The 13,495-nt window shown below is 51.3% G+C and carries 8 protein-coding genes and 4 pseudogenes; all 12 read right to left on the bottom strand.

Annotated elements, in window-relative coordinates; genetic code table 11:
* Positions 1–180: 180 nt before the first annotated feature.
* Positions 181–783: an SMI1/KNR4 family protein gene (locus AC54XV_RS25135; protein WP_496717367.1), complete on the bottom strand. Its 603-nt coding sequence runs from the start codon at positions 781–783 to the stop codon at positions 181–183.
* A pseudogene (locus AC54XV_RS25130) lies at positions 783–1,817 on the bottom strand (RHS repeat-associated core domain-containing protein); the annotation flags it as partial. The pseudogene AC54XV_RS25130 and the gene AC54XV_RS25135, both read right to left, overlap by 1 nt.
* A gap of 58 nt (positions 1,818–1,875) precedes the next feature.
* Positions 1,876–2,298 carry an NTF2 fold immunity protein gene (locus AC54XV_RS25125; RefSeq protein ID WP_058398350.1) on the bottom strand — a complete coding sequence of 141 codons (423 nt, stop codon included), beginning with the start codon at positions 2,296–2,298 and terminating at the stop codon, positions 1,876–1,878.
* A gap of 8 nt (positions 2,299–2,306) precedes the next feature.
* Positions 2,307–2,633 (bottom strand): DNA/RNA non-specific endonuclease, encoded by a 327-nt coding sequence (locus tag AC54XV_RS25120; RefSeq protein ID WP_080311196.1) that lies wholly within the window; start codon positions 2,631–2,633, stop codon positions 2,307–2,309.
* A 96-nt stretch (positions 2,634–2,729) separates the two neighbouring features.
* On the bottom strand, positions 2,730–3,107 hold the full coding sequence (locus tag AC54XV_RS25115) for a hypothetical protein (RefSeq protein WP_003405200.1): 378 nt from the start codon (positions 3,105–3,107) through the stop codon (positions 2,730–2,732).
* Positions 3,097–4,284: pseudogene (locus tag AC54XV_RS25110) on the bottom strand (RHS repeat domain-containing protein); the annotation flags it as partial. The gene AC54XV_RS25115 and the pseudogene AC54XV_RS25110, both read right to left, overlap by 11 nt.
* Positions 4,285–4,453: 169 nt before the next feature.
* A complete protein-coding gene (locus AC54XV_RS25105; RefSeq protein WP_496717365.1) occupies positions 4,454–4,906 on the bottom strand; it encodes an NTF2 fold immunity protein in 453 nt (150 codons plus the stop codon).
* Positions 4,884–5,918: pseudogene (locus AC54XV_RS25100) on the bottom strand (RHS repeat domain-containing protein); the annotation flags it as partial. The gene AC54XV_RS25105 and the pseudogene AC54XV_RS25100, both read right to left, overlap by 23 nt.
* A 58-nt stretch (positions 5,919–5,976) precedes the next feature.
* Entirely contained in the window at positions 5,977–6,399 is a 423-nt protein-coding gene (locus AC54XV_RS25095; protein WP_058398350.1) for an NTF2 fold immunity protein, read from the bottom strand.
* 8 nt (positions 6,400–6,407) lie between these two features.
* Positions 6,408–8,636: pseudogene (locus AC54XV_RS25090) on the bottom strand (RHS repeat-associated core domain-containing protein); the annotation flags it as partial.
* 138 nt (positions 8,637–8,774) lie between these two features.
* Positions 8,775–9,230 carry an SMI1/KNR4 family protein gene (locus AC54XV_RS25085; protein WP_058398349.1) on the bottom strand — a complete coding sequence of 152 codons (456 nt, stop codon included), beginning with the start codon at positions 9,228–9,230 and terminating at the stop codon, positions 8,775–8,777.
* Positions 9,231–9,240: 10 nt separating this feature from the next.
* Positions 9,241–13,467, bottom strand: coding sequence for an RHS repeat-associated core domain-containing protein (locus AC54XV_RS25080; protein WP_496717362.1), 4,227 nt, complete (start codon positions 13,465–13,467; stop codon positions 9,241–9,243).
* Positions 13,468–13,495: the final 28 nt, after the last annotated feature.

Raw genomic sequence — 13,495 nt, 5'->3', positions numbered from 1 at the left:
GATTAAAAATAAAGCTATATCTTTAAGAAGAAATAAATCTAAATTTTTAAAGATCGCTAGCATTGCTTCTCAAAATAAGCTGAGCCAGTTGGCATTTATGTAGTTTTTAACTTTATTGAGCAAGTATGAGAAATCAATAAAATTTACTTTGAGTCCGCATGTTAGTGCTAGCTTTTGAAATCAGGGGTTTGATGAGAATCTAACAAATTGCCTGTGTAATTTTAATGCGGATTTATACTTAATAAGTTTCACATTTTCTGAGATGATCTCATCTTTTTTTTCTAGTTTTTTAGTTAGCAGTGCTATTGAATAGTCTAAATTAAAATCTTTTTTGATTTTCAGCGCGTCAGATGCTTTTGGCTTGATCTCTGCAACTGAAACTATGTTGCCACTATCACTATCACTATCACTATCTACATCAGCCATCGCGTAGGCAGTTAGCTGTTCAATGGAGTCAAAGACTTCAGCGTCATTAATAAAGGGATCTCCAGACCCTATAAAGTAGAATTTCTCCAAGCCTTTTTTGGGGGTTAATATTAATCCGCCTCCAGAGTCATCTCCTATCAAAATGTACTCGGGGAAATTTATATCTATTTCATATGTTTTATTACGCTCGACAATTTGATCGGTAGGATAAAATACGATTTGATCTTCTAATACCGCACCATTGCATTCAGGCCAAAATTTTCTCAACCAGTTTTTTTCTGAGATTCCTAACTCTTTGCAGATGGATTCTATTTCATTTACGTTGGCAGGGCTGTTCTTTTCAGTGAAGGATATCATTAATCAAATGCTCCCAAGGAATCAAAGTATTTATATGATCTGCTCGCAGCTTTCTTTGCTGCGCTAGGACTAACTCCAGAGTCTATTAGCTCTTTGTATGCGGTTCCAAACTCTTCCTTGATGGTTCCATTAAATCCACCCAATCTGCGTCTGGTTCGTTGAAGTGATGAAACAATAGCGTGTGATTCTCCAGAGGAACTCTTTAATAAAACTGCTGGCGCCGCGTTACGCTTATATCCTGCTACATTCCTCTTTGCCCACTCATCCTGAATAAAGTGGTGTGACTGAACTGATTTATCACTGGGGATGTTTTTATTACCAGGCGCTCTGTTTAGGCCCGGTGATAAATTGCCATGGGCATCGACGTCACCTGATTTATAGCCCTCCGGACGATTGCAAGCCCATCCCCATGGATCAACCCACGCTGTGGGATTTGGAACATATTTGTAAAGGTTATCCCCCCCAGCCAACCCAATCGGATCCTGCATAATAAACCGCCCAATCTCCGGATCGTAATACCGAAACGTGTTGTAGTGAAGCCCCGTCTCGACATCGAAATACTGACCCTGAAACCTCAGGTTCTGCTCGACCTCGTTCACCACCAGCTTCTCAATCGCCCTCCACGGCCTATATTTGGCCTGCCAGACGATCTGCCCTTCGGCGTCGGTCATCTCCAGCGGCGTACCAATCTGGTCGGTGTGGAAGTAGTAGACCTTGTTCTCTACCTCGCCCTCTTTCTCATCAAAACGGGCCAAAGGCGCATAGCTACCAGGCTCATACAGATACAAGCTGCTTTGTTCCGGGCTTTCTTCACGCAGCAAGCGAAGGCCTTGCCAGAGAAATAGTCGATGGTCGGTCTGCCCCTTGATCTCCCACTGTTCGCCAACACGCCTGCCCAAGCTGTCGTACTGGTAGCTGCTGGTGCTTTCCACCTGGCTGTTGGCCATGGTCTCGGTTTTGACCAGGCGGTTTTCGCTGTCGTAGGTGAAGGTTTGCCAGCGCACGATGCCGACGATTTTCTCGGTCGGTCTGCCCTACAAGTAGTATGTGCATTGGCAAGTTTATTATTGATTTAGTCAGCATTTTAATGCTTCAAAGTGCAGTTTTTTTCCAGCTATCTCCATTTTTTGTTTCTTTTTTTATTATCTTGTAGGATCCATCTATTGGTTTTAAATAAAATTTATAGATGGCTTTTAGTCTGGCTGTCTGTTGAACTACTATTGTATGCGTTTTTCCTGAAAGCACAGGGGTAGCGATATCGTCCCGGTTAGGGTCATATGTTGGCGGATGCCCACACCCTAAATCTACTAGACGCGCCCAGCTTCTCTGATCAGGAATAGAAAAGTTTTCGAATATATCAGCTAGAACTGTCTTGTATTTTTCTTCGCTCTCACCGGTGTCAAGCCCTGCTTTTATGAGTTCCATCTGTTCTTTATAAAATTTTTCTTCCCAGTCACGCATGGCACCCATAAACTGCTTTAGTGTGTCTACTGCATCTATATTCTCTTTGCTCATGAGAACTCTCAATTATTGAACATGTCTGATAGGACGGTATGACCATTTTGATAAACGTCATAGAGTATTTTGGACGGCCTCGTATTAGAAGATCCATACACAAACCTAATGTCAACGTCTACTGGGCCGTTAGTTTTGACGTAGTTTGCTATCTCACCCTCAAAATCTCTAAATAAGCCTCGATTGGTTCTTGATAGCTGCGGAAACACCCCATCCTTACCACCCGATCCACCAAGAAGCTTAGCGATTATGTGACCAGCATCATCGTCCGGATTGCCAAGGCTTCTCGCCCAACTCCGGGACGACGCGTTTGTCGCAGTTCCGCCTTTTTTGATGTCGGCCTTGGTAATCGTAGCCGTTGCTTCATACTACGCCAACTTCAATTCAGTAGCTGTTTTAACGAGGTCTTGATGGGCTCTATATACCTAATGTTAAGTGCTTTTAGTAGCGGTTGACATTGCATGTATAACGCTGTTGAATTTGCGGTCGATTATTAAAACTAGAATATTGTTTTTCACTTTTTTAGCGATCCAGCTGACCGGGTGGTCTGGTGCTAATTTCTCTAACTTGAGCGTGCATTCTTTTGCTCCGTAGAAAGTTCTGCCGCTTTTCTCGAGAGTGCCTATTCTGTAATCTACAATTTGTCTCATGCTTGAGCTGCTATCCACATTATAGATGTCAAGATTTAACCCGTTTATGAATTCAACACATGCCTTAGCCTGCTCTAGGACTTTGGCTGTGTGCATATCTATGTCGTCAGATTTTAATATATTTTCAATGGTTTCTTGGTTGATTGTTTTAAAGTTCATTTGGGTTAAAAACCTCTAGTTTAGACCGGACTCCTTTAAGCAATAGCTCTGATTCACCCCAGTCGTCTGGAGATAGCTCCCAATGCCAGTTATCTCCTGGCTTGGGCGCGCCTGTAGGTGTGCCGAGAATCACACCACCTGGGCCATCTTTATTTGCCCACCATTTAGCGATTTCTAAATCCCTTGTCCATGAAGTGTAAGGGCTGACGTCTGATACGGCACCATAGTTGTGTTCTGATGGAGTGATTGTGCTATCAGCTTTTGCAGGTTTAGCTATGCCTTTCCGAGCATCATCAATAGCTGGATGGTTGGCGCTCACTCCCCGGAACAGTTCGCAAGCCCAACCCAGAGCATCAGTCCATCGAATTGGATTAGGCGCATACTGATAGAGATTCACACCCCCAGCCAACCCAATCGGATCCTGCGTAATAAACCGTCCAATCTCCGGATCGTAATACCGAAACGTGTTGTAGTGAAGCCCCGTCTCGACATCGAAATACTGCCCCTGAAACCTCAGGTTCTGCTCGACCTCGTTCACCACCAGCTTCTCAATCGCCCCCCACGGCCGATATTTGGCCTGCCAGACGATCTGCCCTTCGGCGTCGGTCATCTCCAGTGGTGTACCAATCTGGTCGGTGTGGAAGTAGTAGACCTTGTTCTCTACCTCGCCCTCTTTCTCATCAACACGGGCGAGCGGCGCATAGCTGCCGGGCTCGTAGAGGTACAGGCTGCTCTGCTCAGGACCCTCTTCACGCAACATCCGCAATCCCTGCCAGAGAAAGCGTTTCTGGTCGGTCTGCCCTTTGATCTCCCACTGTTTGCCAACGCGCCTGCCCAGGCTGTCGTATTGATAGCTGCTGGTGCTTTCCACCTGACTGTTAGCCATGGTCTCGGTTTTGACCAGGCGGTTTTCGCAGTCGTAGGTGAAGGTTTGCCAGCGCACGATGCCGACGATTTTCTCGACCAGGTTGCCCCACGCGTCGTACTTGTATTCGTGGTTGCTCCACTTTTTGAGGCGGTTGTCTTTGACGCGGTCGAAGCGGCTGGTGTTGAAGTTCAGGCGGTTGCCGGCAGCGTCGTAGCGGAATTCTTCGCCGTCGAAACGTTTTTCGGGGTTGTGTTCAAGCAGGCGGCCGTTGGCTTCGTACTCGTAGGTGACTTCGCCACGCAATTTGTCGGCCGGGTCATATACTTAGCGCCATTGCTCATCTATATCGCTCTATCTGAGTTTTTAAAGAGCCATTTTTAATATTCAATATTATCATCCGCGTCTTGGATGCTTACGGCCAAAAGAGAATGTTTAATGATGTTCCTTTCGCTTGTTGGTCTTCTGGTTTTCTTCAAGTCTAGATGTAAGTGGTTCTCCATTTTTCGTTGTCTTGAAATTCGCGTTTTTGTATTCTGCATGTATTGTCTTTTATTGAGAAGGTCAATCTGTAGGTTTGTCTTAGGCCGTGCTTTTTTTTATATACTAAGGTTGTAGTATTTTTTGAAGAGATTTCTAATCTTATCGATTCTTCTTCAAACTCATATTCAGGATGCATGCTGCATACCAGGTTCTCTAATCGATCATAGTTTCTGCCTTTTTCAGTAACGTAAGTCGAAAAGATTGCTAGTAACTCAGCGCGCGCACGTCCATCCGCATTAGGCGTACTGTTATTTGCGTTTCTGTTCTCTCTCTTGTGCGTATAAAACCAATTTTCCCAATTGCGCAATGCCGTCGAAAAATCGCGAAACGTTTTTTCTACGATTTCCTCGTTAAGCTCGGTGCTTATGTTAGTTGTTGAATTCTGCGCCATCAATTAACTTCCCGTTACGATAAAGGTCATAATAAATTTTAGTGGGGCGTGTGCCGCCATTTGCATATTGGAAAACGATTTCAAGATCAACTGGCCCATTGTCTTTAACCTCATTCGCAATTGCTCGTTCGAAGTCTCTGAACAACCCTCTATTAACTTTCGATAGCTGTGGAAAGACCCCATCCTTACCACCCGATCCACCAAGAAGCTTAGCGATTATGTGACCAGCATCATCGTCCGCATTGCCAAGGCTTCTCGCCCAACTCCGGGACGACGCATTTGTCGCAGTTCCGCCTTTTTTGATGTCGGCCTTGGTAATCGTAGCCGTTGCTCGCAAAGGCTGTCCTGCGGTACCTCGGGTAACACTCGCATTGACGCACCAGCCTAACGGATCAACCCACCCATTAGGATTAGGCGCATATTGATACAGGTTATCCCCACCACTCAACCCAATCGGATCCTGCGTAATAAACCGCCCAATCTCCGGATCGTAATACCGAAACGTGTTGTAGTGAAGCCCCGTCTCGACATCGAAATACTGACCCTGAAACCTCAGGTTCTGCTCGACCTCGTTCACCACCAGCTTCTCAATCGCCCTCCACGGCCTATATTTGGCCTGCCAGACGATCTGCCCTTCGGCGTCGGTCATCTCCAGCGGCGTACCAATCTGGTCGGTGTGGAAGTAGTAGACCTTGTTCTCTACCTCGCCCTCTTTCTCATCAAAACGGGCCAAAGGCGCATAGCTACCAGGCTCATACAGATACAAGCTGCTTTGTTCCGGGCTTTCTTCACGCAGCAAGCGAAGGCCTTGCCAGAGAAATAGTCGATGGTCGGTCTGCCCCTTGATCTCCCACTGTTCGCCAACACGCCTGCCCAAGCTGTCGTACTGGTAGCTGCTGGTGCTTTCCACCTGGCTGTTGGCCATGGTCTCGGTTTTGACCAGGCGGTTTTCGCTGTCGTAGGTGAAGGTTTGCCAGCGCACGATGCCGACGATTTTCTCGGTCGGTCTGCCCTACAAGTAGTATGTGCATTGGCAAGTTTATTATTGATTTAGTCAGCATTTTAATGCTTCAAAGTGCAGTTTTTTTCCAGCTATCTCCATTTTTTGTTTCTTTTTTTATTATCTTGTAGGATCCATCTATTGGTTTTAAATAAAATTTATAGATGGCTTTTAGTCTGGCTGTCTGTTGAACTACTATTGTATGCGTTTTTCCTGAAAGCACAGGGGTAGCGATATCGTCCCGGTTAGGGTCATATGTTGGCGGATGCCCACACCCTAAATCTACTAGACGCGCCCAGCTTCTCTGATCAGGAATAGAAAAGTTTTCGAATATATCAGCTAGAACTGTCTTGTATTTTTCTTCGCTCTCACCGGTGTCAAGCCCTGCTTTTATGAGTTCCATCTGTTCTTTATAAAATTTTTCTTCCCAGTCACGCATGGCACCCATAAACTGCTTTAGTGTGTCTACTGCATCTATATTCTCTTTGCTCATGAGAACTCTCAATTATTGAACATGTCTGATAGGACGGTATGACCATTTTGATAAACGTCATAGAGTATTTTGGACGGCCTCGTATTAGAAGATCCATACACAAACCTAATGTCAACGTCTACTGGGCCGTTAGTTTTGACGTAGTTTGCTATCTCACCCTCAAAATCTCTAAATAAGCCTCGATTGGTTCTTGATAGCTGCGGAAACACCCCATCCTTACCACCCGATCCACCAAGAAGTTTAGCGATTATGTGACCAGCATCATCGTCCGGATTGCCAAGGCTTCTCGCCCAACTCCGGGACGACGCGTTTGTCGCAGTTCCGCCTTTTTTGATGTCGGCCATGGTAATCGTAGCCGTTGCTCGCAAAGGCTGTCCTGCGGTGCCTCGGGTAACACTCGCATTCACGCACCAGCCTAACGGATCAACCCACCCATTAGGATTAGGCGCATATTGATAGAGATTATCCCCACCACTCAACCCAATCGGATCCTGCGTAATAAACCGTCCAATCTCCGGATCGTAATACCGAAACGTGTTGTAGTGAAGCCCCGTCTCGACATCGAAATACTGACCCTGAAACCTGAGGTTCTGCTCGACCTCGTTCACCACCAGCTTCTCAATCGCCCCCCACGGCCGATATTTGGCTTGCCAGACGATCTGCCCTTCGGCGTCGGTCATCTCCAGCGGCGTACCAATCTGGTCGGTGTGGAAGTAGTAGACCTTGTTCTCTGCCTCGCCCTCTTTCTCATCAACACGGGCCAGCGGCGCATAACTGCCGGGCTCGTACAGATACAGGCTGCTCTGTCCCGGGCTTTCTTCACGCAGCAAGCGCAGGCCTTGCCAGAGAAAGCGTTTCCGGTCGGTCTGCCCCTTGATCTCCCACTGTTTGCCAACGCGCCTGCCCAGGCTGTCGTACTGGTAGCTGCTGGTGCTTTCCACCTGACTGTTGGCCATGGTCTCGGTTTTGACCAGGCGGTTTTCGCAGTCGTAGGTGAAGGTCTGCCAACGCACGATGCCGACGATTTTCTCGACCAGGTTGCCCCACGCGTCGTACTTGTATTCGTGGTTGCTCCACTTTTTGAGGCGGTTGTCTTTGACGCGGTCGAAGCGGCTGGTGTTGAAGTTGAGGCGGTTGCCAGCGGCGTCGTAGCGGAATTCTTCACCGTCGAAACGTTTTTCGGGGTTGTGCTCAAGCAGGCGGCCGTTGGCTTCGTATTCGTAGGTGACTTCGCCACGCAATTTGTCGAGGGTGCGGCTCAGTTCGCCGGCCGGGTCGTATTCGTAGCGGCGGTGGAGCGGGTTGTAGGCGTGCTCGACGTAGCGTTCTGGCTTTATGAGCGGGTTCTGGATCTGCGATAGTTTTTCCGCGGGCAGGGTGGTTGCGTACTGCCAGGTCTTGCGGCCCAGAGCGTCATAGCCAAAGCAACTGGTGAGTTTGCCCTGCGTGCGATAGATCTCGCGGTGCAGGTCGTCGCGCTCCATGTCGCTGATCAGTTGGCCATCGAGGTTCAGTTGATGCAGGTGACCGCTGCCGTAGTACAGGTGATTCAGGTGCTGACCGGTGGGAAGGGTCAGCGTGGTCAGGTTGCTGAGTAGATCGTAGTCGTAGGTCAGCGCGCCCTGAGGCGACGATTCCTGCGTCAGGCGGCCCAGAATGTCGTAGGAAAATTCCAGTTTTTCAGCCGTGACACCGAGTTTTCTGCCACCGTCGGTGGGCGTGCGCTGAATGTACAGCAGGCGGTCGCTGTCGTCGTAGGTGAAATCCTGACGGGCGTCGTCGTTGAGCCTGGCCAGCAAACGGCCAACCGGGTCGCGCTCGAAATGCGTGCTGCGTTGTGGTCGCTCACCTTTCTCGCTGTAGCCGATTTCCTCGACCTGAGTCAGATGTCCGCCGAGGTTGTAGCTGAAACGGCGGGTCAGTTGGTCGATGCGCTTTTCTTCGATCAGCCGGTCGGAGTCGTCGTAGGCGAACGTGTAGGTGGCGTCGTTTTCATTGATCAGCGCGGCAAGGCGCAGGGCCTTGTCGTACTGGTAGCCCACGATAAAACCCTTGGGGTCCTGGCGTCTGATCGGCAGGCCACGGGCGTTGCGCGCCAGATGCGTGGTCTGGTCCTTGCCGTTGGTGTGCGTCAGAACCTGGCCGTGGGCGTTGTAGGTGAAGCTCTCGCGGGTGCCGTCCGGATGGTTGATGCTCAGCACTTCGCCACCGGGTTTGCGTTCCAGTGTGGTGGTGTCTAGTTTTTAAAGAGCAGACTTTTAACGTTAGGGATCAATATTTACACTTTTAATATCAGAAATTAGCAGAGGTTCAATCAATGGTGCCTCATCGCACGATCGAAGGTAGTGATAGCTAGCAAAGATATAGGTCGTTACTTAACCTGCTGTCGAGTCTGGCTCATAGAGTCTTTGCAGGAAGTTTTCAAAACTATCTGATACATTGAAAATGTTTTTTCCGTCAGGTGCGTACAAATAAATACGGCCGTAGTCTTTTTCGCGTAGTGACAAGAATATTGGGTTTCCTCCAAAATCGTAAGCAAAGGGTAAGAACTCATATCTAGTCCAAGTTCCATATTCATTATCTTCGGGCTCAATGGGGGATATGTCAGATATCACATCTTCAATTCTTAACTTCCCGTATTTGATCGAGTAAAATCCGCACACAGGTAAACCCCAGTGGCCTTCTTCTATATCGCTTTCAGATGGACTGCCTCCGTTGTTGGTTTTGTAATGCGCTTTAAAGCTATTTGGTATAGCATTTGAAAGGAGCTTTTCAAAGCTCTGGATATCTACGTCAGTCAATGATTGCTCAGTGTTGACTAAGCTTGCCATATAATTTTCCTCACCAAACGTTATATATATATTTTAGGCCAGTCGCAGCTTGGTATTGACTGACGCCACCCACATGGGGTATTCCATTATGTGCGCCGGTCTTGACTAATTGCATCGTGCCTATTCCAGTCTCTGGGTTGAAATCATCAAGGTGATGCCATACATAGCTTTCTCCGTTGAGTTTAGGGTTTGAAGTTTGACCAAAACCTAATTTGTTAGCTGCTAAAAAGTCTTTTTGGTAGTCGCCGGTGTATTTTATTTTAACTATTGCGCTGGCTGGAGTGCCATCTGGTTTTAGGCGTCCTGGATTTGAGTAAAGAGCATTGCTTTTTGAGTAGTCTAGCCCTCCTGAGTGATTACGAGTAACTCCGGTATAGCCCTTGGTCTCTAATTTATGCAGTGAGTCACAGCTCAAGCCAAGTGAGTCAACCCACCCATAAGGGTTCGGCGCATATTGATACAGGTTATCCCCACCACTCAACCCAATCGGATCCTGCGTAATAAACCGCCCAATCTCCGGATCGTAATACCGAAACGTGTTGTAGTGAAGCCCTGTCTCGACATCGAAATACTGCCCCTGAAACCTCAGGTTCTGCTCGACCTCGTTCACCACCAGCTTCTCAACCGCCCCCCACGGCCGATATTTGGCCTGCCAGACGATCTGACCCTCGGCGTCGGTCATCTCCAGCGGTGTACCGATCTGGTCGGTGTGGAAGTAGTAGACCTTGTTCTCTGCCTCGCCCTCTTTCTCATCAATACGGGCCAAAGGCGCATAACTGCCGGGCTCGTACAGGTACAGGCTGCTCTGTCCCGGGCTTTCTTCACGCAGCAAGCGCAGGCCTTGCCAGAGAAAGCGTTTCCGGTCGGTCTGCCCCTTGATCTCCCACTGTTTGCCAACGCGCCTACCCAGGCTGTCGTATTGATAGCTGCTGGTGCTTTCCACCTGACTGTTAGCCATGGTCTCGGTTTTGACCAGGCGGTTTTCGCAGTCGTAGGTGAAGGTTTGCCAGCGCACGATGCCGACGATTTTCTCGACCAGGTTGCCCCACGCGTCGTACTTGTATTCGTGGTTGCTCCACTTTTTGAGGCGGTTGTCTTTGACGCGGTCGAAGCGGCTGGTGTTGAAGTTGAGGCGGTTGCCGGCAGCGTCGTAGCGGAATTCTTCGCCGTCGAAACGTTTTTCGGGGTTGTGTTCAAGCAGGCGGCCGTTGGCTTCGTATTCGTATGTGACTTCGCCACGCAGTTTGTCGAGGGTGCGGCTCAGTTCGCCGGCCGGGTCGTATTCGTAGCGGCGGTGGAGCGGGTTGTAGGCGTGCTCGACGTAGCGTTCTGGCTTTATGAGCGGGTTCTGGATCTGCGAGAGTTTTTCCGCGGGCAGGGTGGTTGCATACTGCCAGGTCTTGCGGCCCAGAGCGTCATACCCAAAGCAACTGGTGAGTTTGCCCTGCGTGCGATAGATCTCGCGGTGCAGGTCGTCGCGCTCCATGTCGCTGATCAGTTGGCCATCGAGGTTCAGTTGATGCAGGTGGCCGCTGCCGTAATACAGGTGGTTCAGGTGCTGACCGGTGGGAAGGGTCAGCGTGGTCAGGTTGCTGAGTGGATCGTAGTCGTAGGTCAGCGCGCCTTGGGGCGACGATTCCTGTGTCAGGCGGCCCAGAATGTCGTAAGCGAATTCCAGTTTTTCAGCCGTGACACCGATCTTTCTGCCGCCGTCAGTGGGCGTGCGCTGAATGGACAGCAGGCGGTCGCTGTCGTCGTAGGTGAAATCCTGACGGGCGTCGTCGTTGAGTCTGGCCAGCAAGCGGCCAATCGGGTCGCGCTCGAAATGCGTGCTGCGCTGTGGTCGCTCACCTTTCTCGCTGTAGCCGATTTCCTCGACCTGAGTCAGATGTCCGCCGAGGTTGTAGCTGAAACGGCGGGTCAGTTGGTCGATGCGCTTTTCTTCGATCAGCCGGTCGGAGTCGTCGTAGGCGAACGTGTAGGTGGCGTCGTTTTCATTGATCAGCGCGGCAAGGCGCAGGGCCTTGTCGTACTGGTAGCCTACGATCAAACCCTTGGGGTCCTGGCGTCTGATCGGCAGGCCACGGGCGTTGCGCGCCAGGTGCGTGGTCTGGTCCTTGCCGTTGGTGTGCGTGAGCACCTGGCCGTGGGCGTTGTAGGTGAAGCTCTCGCGGGTGCCGTCCGGATGGTTGATGCTCAGCACTTCGCCACCGGGTTTGCGTTCCAGTGTGGTGGTGTTGTTCAGGGCATCAGTGACGGCGACCAGTTGATCGCGCTCGTCGTAACGGTACCAGGTGCTCTTGCCCGAGCAGTCCTGGAAGCGCTCGACCTGCGCCAGGTTGTTCCACCACAGGTATTTGGATTTGTAGGTCGCATCGATGATGGTGTGTGGCAGGCCATCTTCGCTGTTGAGGTATTCGGTCTTTTGACCCAACGCGTCGATCTCGGCAACCAGATTGCCTTTCGAATCGTAGCGGGCCGTCCAGACGGCGCCGTCAGGGTAAGTGATCTGTTTGACCAGCGTGGTCTTGTAGTGATGCTGATAACGGGTGGTTCGGCCCAGCGGGTCGGTTTCTGCGGTCAGGCGTGACAGATCGTCGTACTCGAAGCCCAGCTGGTTGCCATCGGGCAGCGTCAGGCCGGTGATATTGCCGGTGTTGTCCAGCGCGATACGGTACTGCTCACCGCCGAAATCTGTGCTGGCGATGACGCGACGGTCCTTGTTGTAGGTCAACTCGGCGCGACGACCCAGCACATCGGTTACGCGCGTCTGGCGTGCCTCGAAATCATAATCGAAATGAAAGTGCTCGCCGTCGCTGGTCCAGTGCTCGACCACGCGCGGCTTGCCGTCGAGAACCTCCCAACGGTATTCGCAACTGAGCCCCAGCGCATTGGCGTGGCGGGTCATCAGGCCATCGGTGTAGCTGAAGTTGCGCACCGAGTCGCCATTGCGGTTGTACACACTGTTCAGCTGGCCATTGTTGTCGTAGCCATAGCGCACCAGCGTCTCGACGGCCTGGTCGCCGACGATTCGCTTGACGGTGCTCAGACGGTTGGTCACCTCGTCGTAGTGCAGGTGCACGCGATGCCCGCCGGTGGAGCAAATGTCGGTCAGAACGCCGTCTTCGCTGCGTACGAAATGCAGAAAATGACCGAGGGCGTTTTCGACACGTTGCAGGGGAACAGGCTGGTTGTCGTCGGGGACGTCACCAAAGTAGTAAAAGACGTTATCCAGTGTTTGCAGCAGGTAATGACCACCCTCGGTACGCACCAGGTACAGCTGTTCCTGTGCGTTGTAGATGCGCTGGTTGTAGTCCAGTGTCACGAACGGCACGCTGCGGCCCTGATTGTCGCTGAGGTACAGAAAGCTGCCCTTGCGCCGCAGGCTTTGTTCCCAGGGCAACACCCAGCCTTTGCCCAGCGCGCTGTCGACATCAAGGTCGCTGGCGTAGAAGCGTGTCCACTCGATCGGCATCAGGCCGGGCAGGCTGAAATCGGACTCGTCGATCAGCAGCTTGCGCCCGCTGGTGGTGTCGACCGGGTTGCCGTGCAGGCCGCCCAGCACTTTTTCGGCCACGGGGGCGACGCCGAAGCGAAAAATGGCGTCCCCGAGAAAGACACCGCCCATGAACTGTAGCGCGCAAGGGCCTGCCGCTTTCAGGCCAGCCTGCATGCCCAACTTGGCAATGCTGAGCACGGCCTTGGCGCCGCCGGCCACGACCAACAGAATGTCCACGGTGTAGCGGGCCATCGCCGAGACTTCGTCGTCCACCGGCAGGTAGCGTTGGGTACCGCCGCCGATGAAGACGTTGGGCGAGCCGGTGCCGATCTTCGCGCCGCAGGTCAGCTTGTCGCCCTTGCGTGCGGCGGGCTGGCCATTGATGAAGACGTTGCTGGAGCCTTCGGCGACCTTGACGATCGGCGAGTGCTTGTCACACACGGCGGTGCTTTCGATGGCAAAGGCCGCGGGTCTACCGTTGATGAACACGTTGGGCGAGGCAGATTCGATCTGCCCCGCCGGAGAGCTGAAGGCGCTGCCGATACTCTCCCCGATGCTGGCAATGGCATTACCGGCCAGACCGACCGCCATGGCCAGTAAAAAACCGCCGAACCCGCACGTGGCGACGGTGAGCGAGACATACGCCACGGCCGCGATGCCCACAATCGCTCCGAGCACAAAGCCCGCCATCGCTCCGGTGTGTTCGATATCATCCAGTAACCGCGCTGCCTCGAACATCGCCGTTACTCCTGCGGGCTGCGAGTAG

The sequence above is a fragment of the Pseudomonas fragariae (ex Marin et al. 2024) genome, assembly GCF_059621105.1.
This window is presented reverse-complemented; position numbering and strand designations above follow the sequence as displayed.

Coding starts and splice junctions, on each gene's coding strand:
- AC54XV_RS25135 (WP_496717367.1), bottom strand. CDS start 783: ATGATATCCTTCACTGAAAAGAACAGCCCTGCCAACGTAAATGAAATA.
- AC54XV_RS25125 (WP_058398350.1), bottom strand. CDS start 2,298: ATGAGCAAAGAGAATATAGATGCAGTAGACACACTAAAGCAGTTTATG.
- AC54XV_RS25115 (WP_003405200.1), bottom strand. CDS start 3,107: ATGAACTTTAAAACAATCAACCAAGAAACCATTGAAAATATATTAAAA.
- AC54XV_RS25105 (WP_496717365.1), bottom strand. CDS start 4,906: ATGGCGCAGAATTCAACAACTAACATAAGCACCGAGCTTAACGAGGAA.
- AC54XV_RS25095 (WP_058398350.1), bottom strand. CDS start 6,399: ATGAGCAAAGAGAATATAGATGCAGTAGACACACTAAAGCAGTTTATG.
- AC54XV_RS25085 (WP_058398349.1), bottom strand. CDS start 9,230: ATGGCAAGCTTAGTCAACACTGAGCAATCATTGACTGACGTAGATATC.
- AC54XV_RS25080 (WP_496717362.1), bottom strand. CDS start 13,467: ATGTTCGAGGCAGCGCGGTTACTGGATGATATCGAACACACCGGAGCG.